General features: G+C 41.4%; 9 protein-coding genes. 3 read left to right on the top strand and 6 right to left on the bottom strand.

Annotation, left to right across the window (positions count from 1 at the left end; translation table 11 throughout):
* Positions 1–47 precede the first annotated feature (47 nt).
* The 3 genes from BLU80_RS01620 to BLU80_RS01610 all read right to left on the bottom strand — a co-directional run bounded on the left by BLU80_RS01620 (position 48) and on the right by BLU80_RS01610 (position 8134).
* Entirely contained in the window at positions 48–3362 is a 3315-nt protein-coding gene (locus BLU80_RS01620) for a SusC/RagA family TonB-linked outer membrane protein (RefSeq protein WP_091392461.1), read from the bottom strand.
* A 93-nt stretch (positions 3363–3455) separates the two neighbouring features.
* Positions 3456–5639: a fasciclin domain-containing protein gene (locus BLU80_RS01615; protein WP_091392460.1), complete on the bottom strand. Its 2184-nt coding sequence runs from the start codon at positions 5637–5639 to the stop codon at positions 3456–3458.
* Positions 5640–6178: 539 nt separating this feature from the next.
* Complete coding sequence (locus tag BLU80_RS01610; protein WP_091392459.1) at positions 6179–8134, bottom strand: T9SS type A sorting domain-containing protein; 1956 nt, start codon at positions 8132–8134, stop codon at positions 6179–6181.
* A 643-nt stretch (positions 8135–8777) separates the two neighbouring features.
* Here BLU80_RS01610 and BLU80_RS01605 point away from each other — a divergent pair.
* Genes BLU80_RS01605 through rhaM form a run of 3 tightly spaced genes read left to right on the top strand, consistent with a single transcriptional unit; the run spans position 8778 to position 13210 of the window.
* The gene (locus BLU80_RS01605) at positions 8778–11681 is read left to right on the top strand and encodes an exo-beta-1,4-galactosidase (protein ID WP_091392458.1); all 2904 of its coding nucleotides are present in this window, start codon (positions 8778–8780) and stop codon (positions 11679–11681) included.
* A gap of 53 nt (positions 11682–11734) precedes the next feature.
* Entirely contained in the window at positions 11735–12874 is a 1140-nt protein-coding gene (locus BLU80_RS01600) for a glycoside hydrolase family 88/105 protein (RefSeq protein WP_091392456.1), read from the top strand.
* Between the two features lie 12 nt (positions 12875–12886).
* Positions 12887–13210, top strand: coding sequence for an L-rhamnose mutarotase (gene rhaM, locus BLU80_RS01595; RefSeq protein ID WP_211481711.1), 324 nt, complete (start codon positions 12887–12889; stop codon positions 13208–13210).
* A gap of 94 nt (positions 13211–13304) precedes the next feature.
* Here rhaM and BLU80_RS01590 read toward each other — a convergent pair whose 3' ends face one another.
* The 3 genes from BLU80_RS01590 to BLU80_RS01580 form a co-directional block, all read right to left on the bottom strand.
* Positions 13305–14858: a glycoside hydrolase family 28 protein gene (locus tag BLU80_RS01590; RefSeq protein WP_170831102.1), complete on the bottom strand. Its 1554-nt coding sequence runs from the start codon at positions 14856–14858 to the stop codon at positions 13305–13307.
* Positions 14859–14997: 139 nt separating this feature from the next.
* On the bottom strand, positions 14998–16953 hold the full coding sequence (locus BLU80_RS01585; RefSeq protein ID WP_091392452.1) for a RagB/SusD family nutrient uptake outer membrane protein: 1956 nt from the start codon (positions 16951–16953) through the stop codon (positions 14998–15000).
* A gap of 32 nt (positions 16954–16985) precedes the next feature.
* Entirely contained in the window at positions 16986–20183 is a 3198-nt protein-coding gene (locus BLU80_RS01580; RefSeq protein WP_244518662.1) for a SusC/RagA family TonB-linked outer membrane protein, read from the bottom strand.
* Between the last annotated feature and the right edge of the window lie 208 nt (positions 20184–20391).

Below are 20391 nucleotides of genomic sequence, written 5' to 3'. Positions count from 1 at the left end.
CCAGTTATTTAATTGATTCGTCTTGCTTACTTTCAGTTATTTAGAAATTAGAAGCTTAAATTAATTCCTAACAGCACATTTCTACTTGGTGGTGTTAATGCGTTATCTACCGGATAGGCAAATGGACTGTTATTACCGATAATGGATACATCTGGATTCTGCCCTTTATATTTGGTCCAGGTATATAAGTTTTCTACCGTGACATAACAAGACGCACTTCTAATATTTAATTTATTCAGCAGTTTAGGCTGGAAGGTATATCTCAACGTTACCGCCTGCAAACGAACATAAGAGGCGTCCTGAACATATCTACTGGACCCCAGCCAGTTATAGCCTTTTTTGTAAAGCGCTCTTGGAATATTGGTCACATCTCCCGGATTACGCCATCTGCCCAGAACAGCCGTACTCTGATTATCAAAACTGTACATATTGGTGGTCGCCATATCCGCTGCATTGACAATATCGTAATCCAGTTTATAATCGAAGAATGTGATGAGCTTTAACCGGTCTTTGAAAGTTACGTTCAGACCAAAACCACCGGTGATTTTTGGCAGGCCGTTACCCAGATATACAACATCCTTGTCATCGATATTTCCGTCATGGTTAATATCCGCATATTTCGCATCACCTGGCTGGAATACATAATCAATACTGGGATATTGAAAGCGCATATATAAAAGATTTCCGTTCGGGTCTGTAATCTGATTTCCAGCTGCATCTCTTGCAACGGTCTGATCCTTGGTGCTGTAAACGCCCAGATATTTAAACCCATAGAAGGAGCCAAATGGGTTATTGACTTGCAGGAAAGTTTTATATTTTCCATTCGCATCCAGACTTTCAACATTTGTCCTTGGATAAAAATCTGAAATAGAGCGAATAATATTCTGGTTGCTGGCAAAGTTTAAATCAAATCCGATTTTCCAGTTTTTGGTCTGATAAGGAATGGTATTTAACAATGCTTCCCATCCCTGGTTATCCATGGTGCCGACATTAGCAGGCATGGAAGAGAAGCCCGTATAGGAAGGTATATCCAGGTCGTCATAGAACATATCTTGAATACGGTTTCGATACACTTCAAAATCAATTCTGAATCTGTTTTTAAACATCCAGAGGTTAAATCCTAAGTTGGTCCCCACCAGGGTTTGCCATTTTAAATTGGTCAGCTCCACATTGGAGGAATAAACACCGGACTCTCCCAGATAAGAATAGCTGTAAGGTGAATAAGTATTAAAATACTGCCACACTGTTTTATCAGGAGGTGCAGATCCGGCATGACCATAACTGGCCCTGAAGCTTAAATCATCGATAAATCCGCTATACTTTTTCATAAAATTCTCCCCGGATAAACGCCACCTGGCTGATAGGGATGGGAAAAAACCATATCGGTTATTGGGTCCGAATCTGGAATTACCATCCATACGGACACCGGCATTCAAAATATAACGGTCCAGCCAGCCATATTGTGCCTGTAATAAGGTTCCTATAGACCTTACATCTGCCAACGTGGAGGTCAATAAAGCAGCAGAATTAGTAGCCCTGGATCCGTTGAAAGGATAATCAAATTCAGAAGAAGCCGTGTTGGTCGTCAATACATTATAAGCATTTGATTTACTGTCATTCGTTTGCAAAGACAATAAGGCCTGAAACTGGTGGTTGCGATCATTACTTTTGGGTGTATAAATAAAGTTTGTCTTGGTAGTCACACTATAAGCATCTCCGTCACTGGCTTTGGCTTCATTGACAATGGATTCAGACAGCGGTCTTCCCGTTGCATTCTGAGGCAAAAAGGTATGAGCACCGGAGTTATTAATATCAAATTGCACATCAAAGGTTGCTAATAAGACCTTTGGCACCATCTGATATTGTAGTTGGAAGCTGGGCGTTATACGGTCGCCGTTCTGTACATATTTTGCATTTTCTGCCAGCGCAACCGGATTGTAAGTGGAAGGATACTGGCCCTGGATATTAGATTCCGGCGTAAAATAATTTGGCGATTGATTACCATAAATATCATACTCGTAAATGCTCATATTGGGCATTTTGTTATAGGCGATGTTCCTGATCTGGTAAGCGCTTTTGTTGCTGGGCAGAAAATTTAGATCTCTGTTAAGATGTGCAAAGGTAAAATTGGACCGGATTCTGATTCGGTTGGATACATTATAATCCAGGTTTACCTTGGCAGTAATTCTATCAAGACCTGTTCCAATCGTAGTCCCGTCCTGATGAAAATATCCTACGGATGCATAATACTTTGCTTTTTGGCCACCCCCTGTCATGGAGATGCTGTGATCCTGAGAATAACCGGTTTGGGTAATCGCATCAATCCAATTGGTGTTATTACTATAATTATAATACCAGTAGGGATCCAAGGGGTCAAAAGAAAATTCTTTATTGGCACTGATATCGAGCGGATTACCTCCAGCATTGGCTACTTCCTCAGGAATTAATGTAGAATACTGATTTCCATCCAGCAACGGAACGCTTTTTGGCTGTTTGGAATAAGTGCCTCTGAAGGTATAAGAAATCGACGGTTTACCTGTTTTACCTCTTTTTGTATTAATGACCAGGACGCCGTTCGCTGCCTGGGACCCCCATAAGGCGGTAGCTGCAGCATCCTTTAACACGGTAATATCCTGAATATCCGAAGGTGCGATATTTAAGAGCTGGGCATAACCTTCTGCATCTGCCGTACCAAAGTTAAAATCCGAAGGAATGGTTGTACTATAAGGCATTCCGTCCACCACTATTAAAGGATTTCCTGAACCGTTAATAGTTGCCGTACCACGTATTTGAATAGACAGACCGGCTCCGGGGTCTCCGGTCGGCACACTAACATTTACCCCGGGCAATCTCCCTTCCAAAGCCGCCGCAATATTAGGAGAAGAAAGGTTTTCTATTTCTTTTTGTTGAATACTGGCTGTAGAAAGGGTGTTATCCCTTTCTCTGATCTTCATGCCGGTTCCATTATCAACCTGGTCATTATAGGCCGTAACCTGTACATCATTCAGTGCAGACTCTTCATCCTGTAATGCAATTAAGATGTTAGCACTATCCTTAATTCTTAATACAGTGGGCTTATAATTAATATAGGCTCCGGAGATCCTGTTATGCTCAGGATCATTCACCCTTAGGGCAAAGTTCCCGTCAATATCCGTTGAAGTACCATTGATGGTTCTGTCATCTCCGTCAATTTCAATAACCGTAGCTCCGCTTAATGGCAACTTCGTATTCGCATCGATTACTTTACCTCTGACAATGGCACGTTTGCCTCCCTGCGCATATACCTGTTGATAACCAAAGACTAAGCAAGTAGACATCAGTAGTAATAAAGCCAAAATGTATTTATTATTAATCCTGTTCATTCGTTTATTTTTAAATGTTCCGCTAACAACGGATATTAAATCATATGCAAAGGATTGGCCTCGTATTATTCATGGCCATTTATCTAACGATCGTTACTGTTTATTAAAATCAAGGACCTTGTCGATTGTATGAATGATGGCCATATCTCCTAAAATGTTACTGTTGGCTACTTTTACATTGGCGACATCTCCATTCATCCCTTTTAATACAAGGCTGCCGACTGAATTAGTAATTTTTATCGTAGTAGGTTCTCCATCCAGGGTCTGTAAAAGCGTTAAATAATCACCGGATTTTTTACCATCCGTGGCCACCATGTTTTTATTAAGGATATGATATTGCAGGAATGCCACAACAGCCTGCTGGTCTTCTAAGGCAGAAGGTGAGAAATTCGGAACACCTGTACTGGCATCTCCCGGCAATAGTCCTGATTTTACAGCCTCAGAAATAGCTGCATTAGAGGGAACGAAAACAGTGTATGGGTTGCCTGCCGTCATACCGTTGATGGTACTGTCGGAGTTACTCCAAATCGTTGATTTAACTAAATAATTAAAGAAATAGCCATAATCATCAGGGTCAGCATTCGCTAATCTGCCCAGATGTCCACCAATTGCCACTTCAGAGAATTTAAGTAGTCCGTCGACATATAGCACCTTCCCATTGACGGAAGTCCCGACACTATCAATATGAACAACTGATCCTTCATCCATATTACCACCGGCAAACAAGGTGTTATTTTTATACCTGACATATTCACCATTCCAGGATTCTACAATACCTTCTCCGGATAAATTATTCATCTCTGCGTTTTGGGTCAGAAATATAGAAGAGGCTAAAATCCTGTTTACTCTGGATTGCGGAATGGATCCTGTTGTTGCGGTTCCTCCTTCTGCCTGATAAACCCAGGCACTTCTCTCTGTACTATAACTGTATCCTTCCGCAGTCATTACAGTATTAGACATCATGACCATGGTAAATTTAAGTGCCGGATTAATAAGAGAGAACTTAATATCCGCATCAAGTGCTCTTGTCATTAAAGTATAGCTGGGGTCCAAAAATGGTTTCCCATAAACTGTTCTGAATACATTTGCCTGCTGCACCGTATTAATTCCATAAAAGAAACCATTACTACATAATTGTTTGTCCACGACATTGGACAGTGAAAAAGTAGGAACCTCAGAAGAACTATTGGTTGAACCAATCAACTTACTGGGCCAGGGTGCGCTTGTCCACATATGGGCATTTAATAAGGCAGTCAAGACGGCAGGAGGTGCTGCATCAAACGTCTTATAATGCTGCAGGATTTCTGCTTCATAGGGAATAAGTGCAGCATTGGTAGGTACCGCAAATCCATAACCATCGGTCTGTCCATCCGTACTAGCCAGCAAATAATTTTCATTATTGGGCGAGAAGGCTAATCCGTAGCTGTTTCCTGCATCATAATATTTAATATAAACCGAATCGTTCTTGCCGGTTAATGCATAGTTTCTTTCCGTGATATTAGCATTGGACTGATAGCTTACGACTTTTGCCAGGAGTTTTCTGAACTCACTATACTGATCGTTTTGCTTTAGATAATCTTCCAGGCTGGGCAGCGGCAATATAACAGCATCCACTTCATCAATAAGCCCGTTCTCTGCCTCAATATCGCTGTTGACGACAGATGCATTGGCCACATTAAATCCGCTATATTTAGAATCAGGATAAAAATAATTATAATCATAGCTGGAAAGCCCCTGGTAAGCAAAATACTGATCCAGGAAATAAGGGATATACTTATTATTATTATCATCCTCTACATAACTGCCATTCCTGTTGGCACCTAAAATCAGAGAATCGCCCTGATTGTATACCCAGGTGTAATACGCCGTTTTTCGCTTATAGGCAACACTGGTATCCGCACCGGAGGACTGCTGATAATCGGTTAGATTTTCCTTTCTGTAAGCGTTATACACTAGTGAATACTTTACAATCTTCTGCGCAGTGGCAGAATCAATAGCGTCATCCCCGCTAATACCATGCTCCTGAAAGTATTTCTCAAATGCTGCATCATTGGGTGCAAAACAAGTCCAATACCCTCCTGCCGCAAGTGTGCTTTTATAACCGGATTTATCTATGCATTTGATAAAGTGCGTAAAATTCCCTCTTTGCTGCAAAACCTCATATATCGGCTGAGCGAGCGTGGAAGGCCTTCCGTAGTATTCATCCCAGCTCTTTTTTCTACAAGCGATTACGCTTATTACACAACAAAAAAGAACCATCATTCGTATGCGCATCATTGTAATCTTTAATTTTTATAGTAACAGTTATAATATTTTATTCATGGAGAACTCCTTTTCATCAGCATAACACAAAACAATCCCATATCGCCTGTTAAGACAATTTATAATCACCTAACAATTAACTGATTATACTATATGGATATGGATATCCCTAACTTATCGTTATGCTTAATTACAATTCATTCTTTGTTGCTTTTATTTGGCAATTTTGGTTCAAGACTAAATATATCATCAAGGCCTTCATACAATCACCAAGCTAGCAGTATCCATAACTAAGCATTGGCCTTGACAATAATGTAACACTCTAATTTGGTTTAATTAACAGATGGTGTCACATATCAAATTTTATAATCTCTAATCAATTCGCTTTATATATTTAATCCATTAACAATAGCAAATGTCAACCAATCAAATACTTAGCAATTATATAACATATAATTTAATTAACCATCCTGTACTGTGCTGCTTAATCATCGTTTTTCTTAAAATTTTATATAGTTAATTGAAAATCAAAAATTTAACTTTCACATTTTTTTTTATTTAATGACCAGTTTTTTACTTTCCAAAAGCTTTTGCCCGGTTATAAATTTAAAAATATAAATACCTGAATTTAAAGTTTGAAGGCTTAAATCGTATTGCAGGTTGCCAGCATTTAGCTGGTCCTGGTTGATTAATTGTCCGCTTAAATTGTACACTGAAATTTTCAGATCTGAGCCAAGTGCCTTATCTAATTTAACATGAACGCTGCCCCCTTTGTTAACAGGACTGGGATAGATAACAATTTTTTCTGTCTGACCGAGTAAACCGGTTGCTTTAATGGTCGCCAAACTGCTATAGCTGGGCGTTCCTGAAAAATTCAACTGCTTGAGTCTGTAAAAAACTTCATTCTTAATCAAAGGCCCATCCTTAAAGGTATAGGAAGCTCCGGTTCCTGTGCCTGCTTCTACTACAGTGGGAACAAAGCCAACAGAATCCCAGTCAAGTGCTCCATTTAAACTTCTTTGTATGCAAAAGCCTTTGTTATTTAATTCTAAGGCCGTCTGCCAGGATAATACAGCCGTATTATTTATCAGGCTTGCCTTTAATGGCCTTATATAGGTTACCGGAAGGGTGGATCCGGCTGCCGCTTCTGCATAACCTAAATCAGGGCTCGCTCCTGTAAAGCTTAATCCAACATCCACGCCCTGATCAATAAATTTATTGCTTTTCAACGTCAGAAAACTGATGATTGGCAGGCTGCCATCCGCTTGCCTTGGCAAACTTAACTCAGCGGGATCCAGGCTATTAAAATCATCATCATCCGCTTCTAATGGAATAGAAAATGAATTGTTCGTATTGGTACTGGTCGCAGCGTCCAGATTTACCAAATCCGCACCTGCGGTTCTGGGGGAATAAGAAATATTATTTTGAAGTACATGGTTATATCCATCCACGTCCACAGCGTCCGCAACAGATGCTCGATTGACCATATTATAATTTCTATTATTCCTGTAAGCTGTATTATTTAAAAACTTATCGCCGCCTAAATGATGATTGGCATAAAATCCGTTCTGTTTATTATAATAGGTTAAACATTGTTCTACAACATGGGTTGGGATAGAATTGGGAGTATTGGGATCAGCCCCCATTCCAAACCCACCCGCTTTAAAACCATTCCCATCTCCCTCTGAAACCATGGCAGAACTATACCCGTTCCAAAAAGCCCAACAGCTATCAAAAGTTACCGCAGCAAAAGCATTAATCAAATCAAATCCATCATCACTGTTAAACCAGGCCCGGCAGCCCCTGAAAACATTGTCGACTCCACCTGAGCTACTGGGATGACAACCGAATCCATCCACATTGCCACCAGGTGTACCGTCATTTGATGTATAATCCAGGTTATTATAGGCATCACAATTATGAATATAATTGCCAATACCCTGAGTCAAGTAAAACCCAATGGCCTGGCCGTCATGCATCGCCAGGTTCTCATAAATATTATGATTAGCGCTGGCATTGCGGAAACATTCCGATTGCGTATGAGTTGTAATGGTAACCTGGACGCCGACTACATCAAAGTTTTTAAAATAATAATAATTACCTGTCACCAAAAAAGCAGTGATTCTGTGATCTGCAGGCTTATAGTTCGAAAAATCAAAGACCGGACGCTCATTTTTATAACCCCAGTAACAAATGTTTTTGGTTGCGGTCCCCTTTTGTGCAAAGTAATTGTAATCATAATACAGATTGCTACTGCCATCCATATGGGCAGGGGTGCCGTCTGCAGGGATGGTATAAGTCCCTCCACGGATAAAGACAGTGTCCCCAGGTGTAACTTTTGATTCTGCTCCCATCAGAGTCGCCAGGGGAGCATCTATGGTTCCCGTATTATTATCATTACCGTTCGTTGCCACATAAAAAGTATGCGTGCCATCCCCATTGGCTTGTGCAAGTACATAACCAGTACAGGTAAACAAAAAACAAATAAAAAGTAGTAAAGTTTGCTTCATCCTTATTTTTCCTTTTCCAGCCGTCTATCAAGAATCCAAAATGGCTTTTTAAATTCTCTGGCAGTATTTTTAATCAATTCGGGAAAATACCATCAGCATTTTGAATTAACGATTCATTTACTTACTAACGGTTATTTCATAACAATATTAAAATCCATTCACAATTTAACCGTCCTGTACTATCCTGCTTCACAAGCAATTTTTGCATTATTTTCAATAGTAAATAAGCAATTCATAAAACGGGCAATAATATTAAAATATCTAACCCCCACGAAAACAATAAAATAAATCCATTTTTTGAACAATACAATGGTTTCTTTCCTCACAAATAATCTGGATGGGAGAGAAAAAACTTTTTTTATTTTTTTTAAAAATTAATTTAACAAAGGAGCCGTAAAAATTACAAAAACGTTATTGCAATATTTTTCAATTCCCTCTTTTTAGCTTGTATAAAAAACAAGAAATACAAAAACACTTCACTTCATCATAATCTTAAAAAGCTACTAATCAATTTATTATTACATTAATTAAAAACATAAATTGTATTTTGACGATTATACAGGACAGTACAGGACAGACAAACCCTCGTTTGTTATTATTTTTACTCCCTATCACACTAGGATTAACTAAAATCAGCAACTTCATGCACAGCATACTCAACCGCATAATAATCGTATGTGTATTGGCGCTTACCGGACTTTTTACTAAGGCTCAGGATGTAATCTCTATTGCCGGCCGGTGGAGTTTCGCCGTGGACGCACAGGACCAGGGTATTCAAAAGGCCTGGTATCGTCAACCGCTGCCAGATAAGATACAATTACCAGGAAGTATGCTGGAAAATAGTAAAGGCGATAAGGTTTCATTAAATACCAAATGGACTGCCAGCATTTATGACAGTAGTTGGTATTTTAATCCAAGAATGGCCAAATACAGAAACCAGCCGCTACCCATGTTTCCTTTCTGGTTAACACCAAAATACCATTATACAGGCGCCGCCTGGTATCAAAAGGAAATTCAAATTCCAAAAGGATGGCAAACTAAGCATATATCCCTTTTTTTAGAAAGATGTCATACTGAGACAACCGTCTGGCTGGATGATCAAAAACTGGGCAAAGAAAATTCGCTGGTGGCACCCCATATTTATGACCTGACGGCCTTTGCCGCTCCTGGCAAACATATCCTTACCATCCGCATTGATAATAGGCTTCAGACCATTAATGTAGGTCAGGACTCACACAGCGTTACCGACCAGACCCAGGGTAACTGGAATGGAATAATAGGAAGGATGGAATTGCAGGCTACGCCAAAAACATTCATCAAAGAAATACAGGTATACCCGGATATCCATGCACATTTGGCAAAGGTGCAATTGAAATTAGAAGGAAATGCAGATCAGGCAAAAACCATTGAGCTATCTGCTCACAGTTACAATAGCTCAAAAAAGGATAATATTCGGCCATTACATATCTCTGTTCAGTCAGCTGCCCAAAAAAGCCCGGACTCCTTAGTCATTGATTATCCAATGGGCAAAGACGTATTACAGTGGAGTGAGTTCCATCCGGCGATGTATTTATTGACTGTTACCTTAACCAATAAGGATGGCAGTAAATCGACAAAAGAGGTCAACTTTGGCATGCGGGACTTCAAGGTGAATGGCCGGCAGTTTGAAGTGAATGGGTATAAGACTTTTCTTAGAGGAACGGTGGAAAACTGTGTATTTCCACTTACCGGATATCCTCCAATGGATACCGCAGCATGGGCTCGTATATTCAGAATCTGCAAAAGTTATGGGTTGAACCATATGCGCTTTCATTCTTATTGTCCACCTGAAGCGGCTTTTATAGCCGCTGATATGACGGGATTCTATCTGCAGCCGGAAGGACCCAGCTGGGCCAACCACGGTACTTCTCTTGGAGATGGCAAACCGGTAGACCAATATATTTTTAAAGAAACAGACAGGATGGAAGTCAACTATGGCAACCACCCCTCCTATTGTATGCTCGCTTATGGCAATGAACCCAGGGGAGGACATCAGGTAGAATATCTCACTAAATTCATCCATTATTGGGAGAAAAAGGATCCCAGAAGGGTGTATACGGGTGCTTCCGTTGCCATGAGCTGGCCCATCGTTGCGGCCAATCAATATATGATTAAATCAGGTGCCCGAAACCTTAATTGGAATAATGAGGCTCCTGAAAGTCTTTCAGACTACACAAAAGCCATTAAAGATTATCCGGTTCCCTATATTGCCCATGAGCTTGGCCAGTGGTGTGCATTTCCTGATTTTAATGAAATCAGCCAATACACCGGCCTATACAAACCCCTCAATTTTGAGATGTTCAAAGACATACTTAAAGATCAGGGAATGGCAGATCAGGCACATTCATTTTTAATGGCCTCCGGCAAATTGCAACTGCTCTGTTATAAAAATGAGATTGAGAAATCCCTGCGCACGCCTGAAAACGGAGGATTTCAAATGCTTTCTCTCAATGATTATACGGGTCAGGGGACGGCACTTGTAGGTCTGTTGAATGCATTTTGGAAGGAAAAAGGCTATGTAGACGCTCCTGAATTTTCCAGGTTCTGTAATAATACCGTTCCCTTACTTAGAACCGGAGGCTTTGTATATACCAATGATCAGACTTTTAAAGCATCCATAGAGATCTATCATTATGCCGAATCTGTTCTGCCTAATGCCACTATCAACTGGAAGCTGACAAATGATCAGCATCAGGTGATAGAAAAAGGGAGTTTTCAAAAAGATATACTAAATGGTACAAATACACAAATTGGAGAGATCGCTATCCCGTTAAATACGGTCAGAAAAGCTCAAAGACTTACAATCACGGTATCTATTCAGGGAACCTCCTATACAAATGACTGGAATATCTGGGTATACCCATCCTCCCTTCCAGCGGTGGATAACAGCAACATATATTATACCACCAGCCTGGATGCTCATGCCAGTCAGGTCCTGAATGCAGGAGGCAAAGTCTTTTTAAATCTTGCAGGAGAAATCACAAAAGGCAAGGAGATTGTTCAACATTTTCTACCTGTTTTCTGGAATACCTCCTGGTTCAAGATGCGGCCACCCCACACATTAGGCTTTGTGGTAGACCCTCAAAACCCGGCGTTTACCTCCTTCCCGACTAGTGACCATAGTGACTTACAATGGTGGTCCCTGGTCAATAAAGCTGAGGTCATGCATCTGGAAGATTTTCCAAAAGGATTTAAACCACTGATTCAGCCGATCGACACCTGGTTTTTAAACCGAAGATTAGCTTCATTATTTGAAGCCAAAGTAGGCAAAGGGCGCATTCTGGTCAGCAGTTTAAACATATCTTCCGACACTTCGTCCAACCCGGTGGCCCGGCAGCTCATGTATAGTCTGAAAAACTATATGAATTCAGCTGCGTTTAATCCTAAAACGGCTGTTTCTGAAACACTCATCAAGGATTTAGTTACCAGCACTTCAAATTATATATTTGACCCGCATGCGAAAGACAGTCCAGATGAATTAAAACCTAAATCGGATCTCACAAAATAAACAATACCGTAAACAGTAATCTATTCCCTAATTAATTAAACTACTTGTATTTCATGAAGCGAATTTCCACGAATTTACTCGTCATAATTGCCCTGACAATTATGATACCCTGTCTGGCAATGGGGCAATCCACAAAAAATAAGGAACAGATTCTTAAATCTATGGAACTGGCCAACCATTATTTCATGAATAAATGGCAAGATGTCGGTAAGATTATTTACGTCCCTTCCAAACACAAAAGCTGGCCCAGCCATATCTGGACCCGCGGTGTGTATTATGAAGGGCTCATGGCCTTAAACCAGGTAGACCCTAAAGATCAGTATATTCAATATGCCATGGACTGGGGTAAAGCCCATGACTGGAGCTTAAGAGGGGGTATTGAGACCCGAAATGCGGACAACCAATGTGCCGGCCAAACCTATATTGACCTGGCCTTAATAAAGAAAGATACTGCCTTAATGAGCAACATTAAAGCTTCCATTGACTTAATGCTTACGACCGACCAGGTAGATGACTGGTCCTGGATAGATGCCATTCAAATGGCGATGCCTATTTTTGCAAGATTAGGTGATATCACCGGCAATACCGCTTATTACAATAAGATGTGGGAAATGTATGATTATACGCGGTCCAAATTAAATGGCGGCGGATTATATGATACCAAAAATCATCTGTGGTGGCGGGATAAAGATTTTATGCCTCCCTATAAAGAACCCAATGGCAAAGACTGTTACTGGAGCCGTGGTAACGGCTGGGTGGCAGCAGCGTTAGTCAGGGTACTTGATGGACTGCCAAAAACAGCCCCGCATTATAATGACTATCTGCAGGATTATAAAGATATGATGCAAGCAATATTAAAATATCAAAATAAAGGTGGTTACTGGAACGTCAGCATGGCAGATCCAACCAACTTCGGAGGCAAAGAGCTTACAGGTACAGCCCTGTTTACCTACGCCATGGCATGGGGAGTGAATCAGGGTATTTTGAAAAAGAAAACATTTAAAAAACCAATATCCAGCGCCTGGGCCATGTTATATAGCTGTGTCCATCCCAATGGATTTTTAGGTTATGTTCAGGGGACAGGTAAAGAACCTAAGGACAGCCAGCCCGTTGGCTATAATCATGAACCAGACTTTGAAGATTTTGGACTTGGATGTTTTTTATTAGCAGGCTCTGAAGTTTATAAACTCTAAAGTATTTAAATCATGGCAAACAAAATAAAAATTGCATCAAAAATGCAGCTAAATGAAGGCCAGGCTGCAGAATATAAAAAAAGACATAATCCCATTTGGCCAGAATTAGCCGCTTTATTAAAAGATTATGGAATCAGTGACTATTCCATATTTCTGGATAACGAAACAAATACGCTCTTTGCTGTATTATCTGCTGAAGTTCCGGAAAAATTAGAAACGCTGAAAACCGAAGAAATCATGAAAAAGTGGTGGACTTACATGCGGGATATTATGCAAACAAATGAAGACCATTCCCCCTTAAGTATACCATTGGAAGAAGTCTTTTATCTCCTTTAATAAATATTCAGCTGAATAAATATTCCAAACAAAAAATCCGACTTTGAAAATCAAAGTCGGATTTTTTGTTTGGAATATTTCAATTTGCGCTTTACTATTTCTCTATATCTTTCGTGTTTAATAATTCATAAATTAGCTGTTCTCCAGGCTTCATGATTATATTTCTGAACTTAATATGCGCTGCATTCTTAACAGCAATCTTTGCATGATCCGGCAATCTTATATCTTCAAACCGGACATTTTTTAATGCATGTCCACTTTGGGAAAATCCGCTGATATCAATTACCGGTCTGTTTACCGGTGCAGTTCTGAGATCAATGTTCTTAAATAAATAATTTTCAAATACGGGCACAACCGGTGCTGCCTTGCCGTCATCATTGTAATTTACAGTGGAATAAACAGTAATCTTCTGCAGCTGGCAGTCTAATACCTGTACATTTTTGACATAACCGCCTCTTTTAGGCGTTGCCTTTATCTGAAAACCATGCAGCAGCGGTCCTGCCTTGCAGTCACGAACCAATACATCACTAACGCCGCCAGACATCTCACTGCCAATAGAGATCCCATGTCCTTTGATAAAATTACAATCCGTTATCCTAACGTTTTGAGTAGGCTTTCCAATGGCATATCCTTCAGGATTTTTACCAGACTTAATGGCAATGCAATCATCTCCTGTGGAGAAGGTACAATTAAAAATATAACTATCCACAGAAGAATCCGGATCTATACCGTCACCATTGGCAGCGGTACTGACGATATCCAAATCATGCAGACTTATACCCTGACAATATAAATAATGGATAGTCCAGCAGGGGGAGTTCTCAATATGCAATCCCTGTAATTCTACATTTTTACAGTTCATGAGTAAAATAAGCCTGCCTCTGGATCTAATGCCGTTGGCCTTTGTCATAGCAGCCCCAAACGACCCTCCTGCCCCACGAATCGTTCCCTCTCCAGTAATTGCCAGGTTTTCAACAGCATATCCGCCGTTATGATTCATAACTCCGGCATTCACCAAACTGGCATAGGTCTTCATCTCCCAGCCCTCAAAGCGGTTATGAATCATGGGCAAGTAATCTGAAAGACTGCTACTGCCCTGCAGGACTCCTCCCTTTGCAATTTTTAAAGTCATATTACTCTTTAAAAAAATGGCTCCGGACAAAAAGGTCCCTTCCGGTATCAGTACGGTCCCGTTTTCCGGGCACTCGTCAATAGCATTTTGAATAAACCTTGTATTAAGGGTCTTGTTATCGCCCTTAGCCCCAAAATCAAGTATATTTAATAGCTTTCCCTGAGGTTTTGTAGTAATTATAATGCTTTTAGTAGCAGCGGAGACCTGGCCTCTATTATCTACCGCCTTTACATACAACTCATATTTAGTTTGCGGCGTCAGGTCTTGTACCCTGTAACTACAGTTTGCGGCACTGTCTATTAATTTATCCTTGAGAAAAATATAATACTTCACAATATCCTTATACTCGTTTGGCTTGTCCCATACCAGGCTTACACTATTTGCGCTTATGGTGCCCGGTGCGGCCGTTAAGTTGACAGGCCGCTTTGGTGATGCCCATAGCCCCGTACTTAGTAGTACGAATACCGATAACAATAATTGCGGTAGTTTTTTATAATGACGCCTGTTTATTTTCATGAATGTATTCATTTATCTTTATTATGTTCAAATCTCTAAATAGCTTTCCCAACAAAAATAACTACTGGTAAGCAAAGCTTAACCAAAACCTACCAGTAGTTTCAAAAAGATCAACTTACGCTTGTCGCTCTGGGTACAATTAATATCCGGGATTTTGCTGCGCCTGTTTTTCGTCTGCCGTCAATGCCTTACCTGCAGACTGAATACCGTCCAGATAAGTCTGAGGAATCGGTCTTAACTCATGATAGGACTGTACATTGCCTGAGGCCTGAAAATTAAACGCATCCACTCTTCCAACCAGAGTTTCTGTTCTGGACAGGTCCTCCCAGCGCATAAATTCTCCGGCTAATTCCCTGGAACGTTCATCCAATACTAAGGCCAGCATCTTATCATATTCAGAACTTAAACCAAGCTTAGAGATAATGTAATTATCTGAAGCGGGCAAGGCACTTGTACTGGATATGTCAAGACTAGTAGCTGCCGTAGTCTTATCTATATTATTGGATTCATAATAGGAGTTTTCCGCCATAAAGGAGTTGATCGTGGGGCTTTGACCGGAAGTAGAGGCAGCAAGTGCACCACCACCGTCATAATAGGTTTCCCTGTTTTCACCGCTCTTATAAGTAGCTCTAGCCCTAACAGCATTAATATAGGGCAAAGCATCTGCATATGAGCCCGTCCCCAGTTTGGCTAACCTGATTTTAGCTTCTGCAGCGATCAGATAAGTTTCAGCAGATCTGGCTAGTATAATATCTCTGAATCCCCTGGTGTCATTGACCGCATTTCTGGAACCGTCAAAAAACTTACTGACTGAAGGGTAGCGCACGTCCACGTTTAATGCACCATCTGTAGTCGTGCCCTTCGGATAGGCAATATAAGCGCTGGGTATTGTTTTGCCTGTTTCTGGATCAACCACAACGTCGTTTAGCCTATAAGAGCTGAACCTGGTATCTCCGGGTTGGTTAACAATATAGATAACACCCAGGTCCCCATTGGCATAATAATTACCTGACGCTTTATTCAGCCGGTATTTAGTCCTGAAACTCTTCCAGAATCTGGAATCGTTAACCAGATCATAGACCCTGTACATATAGTAATTGGGTCTGAGCCTGGAGTAAGGCCTGTCGCCGGTTACATCTCTTTGCATCTGTGGCAGATCGTCATAACGGCCGCCAAAATAAATATGTTGGTGATTCTCTCCGGTGGCCGACACGTCCGATGTAAACTGGGCAGAGAGGATAATTTCTGACAGCTTTTCATTGGCACCATCCGGAGCTGTATAATCCCATAGATCCGCAAAATCAGGCGCCAGGGGATGACTCGCAATCACCTCATCACACAGCGGCACAATCGCTGCCAGGTCCGCAGCTTTTGTTGCCGAGTTCCAGGAATCATTGATTTCGCTGGCTCTGTATAAATAGGCTTTTGCCAGAAAATGCGCGGCAGCATCCTTGGTTAGCTTAGCCGGTGCGCCGCTACTGGGTAATAAATCATAAGCCTGTTTTAGATCGCTGATAATCTGTGTATAGATCTCCTCGGGTGTCGCCCGGGTGTATTCCAGATTTACGGTAGTACTGGGTGTTGTTACCAGCGGTACGCCCCCGTATTGAGAGACGAGTCTCAGATAGCTATACCCCCTGAAAAAATATCCCTCCCCTAAGGCTACTTTTTTAATATCATCTGAAGTAGAAGTGCTGGCCGTTGCATTTTGAATAATTAAATTGGCGTCTCCGATACCTATATATAGGTTATCCCATTGATCATTGGTTGCAGAGGTGTTGCTGTTCACGGAAGATACGATGGATTTAAATCCGCCATCATAATCATTCCAGACTTCATTAGATCCGTCTCCGCCAACGCCAAATTCATCAACGCCATAAATCGTGTTGCAATAAATCCATTCAGCGCTGAATGGCGTTTTTAACACCTGATAATAGGTTCCTGTAGCCAATGACTGAATCCCGGCATCGGTCTGATAATAATTCATCCCTCTGTCTGTTTCCAGGTCTTCTTTAAGAAAATCTTTTTTACAGGAGCCTAAAAACAGACATCCAGAAAAAAGTGCTGCTGATATATATAATTTATACTTATTCATTGTTGCTGATTTTAAACTGTTATTAAACTTTATTAAAAGGAGGCATTAATCCCGAATGTGATTCCTCTGTTATAAGTAGGACTGATTAAGTCCATATCCAACCAATTAATATTGGAGAATAACATCCCCGGATTGGTAATCTGAACATAGGCTTTCAGGTTGGTAATGGAGAGTTTTTTCAACACCTGCGGGCTCAGGTTATAGCCTAGAGAGATATTGCGGATTTTCATAAAAGACCCGTCTTTATATCCCAGAGCACCATAATACATGTCTCCGCTGCCATCTGAACGAATAGGCTTTTGATAATCTGCATTAGTATTCACTTCCGTATAATAATTGATCAGCCTTTGTGACCCGCGGGCGCCTTCATTTTCTCCACCTGTATCATACATATATTTTAAACGTCCATATAAAAACACAGAAAGCTCAAAGGATTTATAGGTAAATGTATTGGTCATACCAACGATCCACCTGGGCCTGGTATTGCCGATAATAATCCGGTCATTATTGGCATCAAAAGCAGAGTCTCCATTGATATCCACAACTCTTACGTTACCGGGAGAAAAGGAGCTGCCATTTGCATTATAAATGGAATATAACGCTTCATCACTTGCCTGCCACAGGCCGGCACTTTTATAACCGTAAATGACGCCGATCGGCTGTCCGATAAACCAGTTGTTATTAATATCATCCTGATTGCCATTCGCCAGCGAAACGATATGATCGTTTTGCCAGGACAGATTGGTGGTAGTGGTCCAGGAAAAATCCTTTAGACTAATATTTTGTGTGGTCAGGCTAAAATCTATCCCTTTATTGGCCGTCGCACCCACATTTGCATAGGTACTGGTAAAACCGCTGACCGTAGGGACATCCATTTCCATTAACAAATCCGTTGTTTTGGATTTGTACACATCAAGAGAACCGCTTATCCTTCTGTTGAATAAAGCAAAATCCACCCCTATATTGTACTGCGTTGTTTTTTCCCATCCCAAATCCTGATTAGCCATTATAGTAGATGGGGTCGTACCGGAAGTAAGGGTGCTTTCATAAGGATAAAATAATGAGGTGAGTGCCCCTTGTGTGGCATACGCATCAATGGCCGAGTTACCTGTTACGCCCACACCGAATCTTAATTTAAGATCATTTACCCAGCTGGCATTCATAAAGCTTTCTTTATCTATGCGCCAGGCAAGGGCTGCGGAAGGGAACCAGGAGTATTTATGGCCCTCTGCCAATTGAGAAGCGCCGTCTCTTCTGGCAGACAGCGTCAGCATATACCGGTCATTATAGCTGTAGTTTAGCCTGGCCATATAAGACTGCAGCTGACTTTTTGTAAGTCCGGAAGAATATCCTGACAGATCAGTAGAGGAGATATAACTACTGGTCAGCGCATTCCATTTCTGACTGGGGAAAGCGATGCCATATGCAGCAAGGCTGCTGGTTTCTGTATTATACTGTGTCCAGCTGCCCAGAAGCGTCAGCCCCAGGTCATGTTTGCCGATGGATTTATTATAATAAATCAGATGATCCAGCGTATAGGAAGTCTTCTGGGTCTTGCCTAAGGAAGCGTAATTGACCCCGCTACTTCTAACAGAGGCAGAATCAATATAGACGCCGTCCCGGTAGCTGGAAATATCGGGGCCAAAATTGACTCTGTATTTAAGATTCTTTAATACGGGTAACATCTCCCCAAAATCAATCTGTGCATAAAAACTACCAAAAGCTCTGAGTGTAACCCTTTGATCCTGACTCAGATTCCATTCTCCGGCCACTGTTTTAATGGCCACGTCTCCGCCCGGATACTCAATACGGTTGCCATCAGCGTCATAGGGAACCGTATAAGGCAGTTCCGTTCTGGCTTGTTCATAAATAGATCCTTGTGAAGAGAGCGGATTACTACCTGTGGAGGACTGTCCATATTCCTGTACACTGTAGGACGCCTGCAGATTACCACCCATGGAGAACCATTTTGTAGCCTTTATATCCACATTCACATTGGCAGAATACCGCTTATACTCCTGCCCCCTTTGTGTCCCCTGATTATCTAAATAACCAAAGGAAGTGTAGGCTTTTATTTTATCCGTACCGCCTGACACACTTAAATTCAGGTTTTTAGTAATGCCTGTTTGAGTGACCATACCCAACCAGTCTGTTGTCGCCACTTTAGATCCATCCCAACTGCCACTGGCCCAGCCTTTTTCTATATTGGCCCATGCACTCGGATCGCTGCTAGCTAAAAATATAGCTTTATCGTTTTCAATAGTGGGCTGATCTCCCCTTGGATAAACATCCGGACTTTTATAATAGTAGGACCAGCGCTTAAAGTCAATATACTGCGCCGCGTCCATCATGGTCATTTTATCCTGAAGGTTCTCTACCGTAGTGGACATATTTAAATCCAGGGCCGTTCTGCCTGTTTTACCCTGTTTAGTGGTTACAATCACCACGCCATTGGCACCTCTTGACCCATAAATAGCCGTGGCAGAAGCGTCCTTTAATACATCAATGGAAGCGATATCAGTAGGGTTCAGGTATTCAATACCCCCTGTTGTCAGCGGGATTCCGTCCACGACAAACAGTGGCGAGTTGGAGGCTGTCAGGGACCTTACACCGCGAATCGTAATTCCATCCACCGTGCCAGGCCGCTCGGTTGACGTTATATCCACACCCGCAACCTTTCCCTGCATCGCCTGCACGGCATCTGCCACGGGCCTGGACGCTATTTCCTTTTGGCTGATGCCGGCAATGGCTCCCGTTACGTCCTGCCTTTTTTGTGTACCATAACCCACTACCACAATCTCATTGAGTGTATTGGAGGTGGAAGTCAGGCTGACGTTCAATTCACCCTGATGCTCAAAGGATACTTCTTTGGATTCATAACCGACAAAAGTAAAGACAAGCACGCCCTTACTTACCTTCAGCGGTAAAGAGTAATGCCCTGAAGCGTCTGTTAAAACTCCTGTTTTGGTATCTTTTAAATAGACACTGACGCCGGATAAAGGTGCGCCACTGCTATCGGTCACCTTACCTGTCATAACTATTTGCTGCCACCATGCCGTCTTATTCGTTTTTGTTTCAGGATGGGTTCTGGCGGATGCCGACGAATAGCCGATTATCATTAGACTCATAATGGCCATCGAGGGTGCCACTACCTTCCTTGACCTTGTCTGACACACAGCGCCGGCCTTGTGCCAAGGAGCCATCAACTTTTCATAAATCTTGGTTTTCATACTTTGCAGGGATTTTAAAATGAAGAAAATTAAATAAGAAAACGTTTTCAATATTTAAATTAAAAATCGGATAACCTGATTGTAAACACGCAACACCTGATTTTCCTGAGGCACAACTGCCTAACTAGTAGTCAGACAATCAATTTGCAAGATTCTACTTGCGACAACACGGGGTGATAAAAAGTCAACACGCACGAAAGGTGTCTTC

Origin of the sequence: Arachidicoccus rhizosphaerae, assembly GCF_900107765.1 — a bacterium.
In the GTDB taxonomy this organism is placed as follows: Bacteria; Bacteroidota; Bacteroidia; order Chitinophagales; family Chitinophagaceae; genus Arachidicoccus; species Arachidicoccus rhizosphaerae.
Note: the sequence above shows the minus strand (reverse complement) of the source record. Positions and strands in the feature narration are given on the sequence as shown.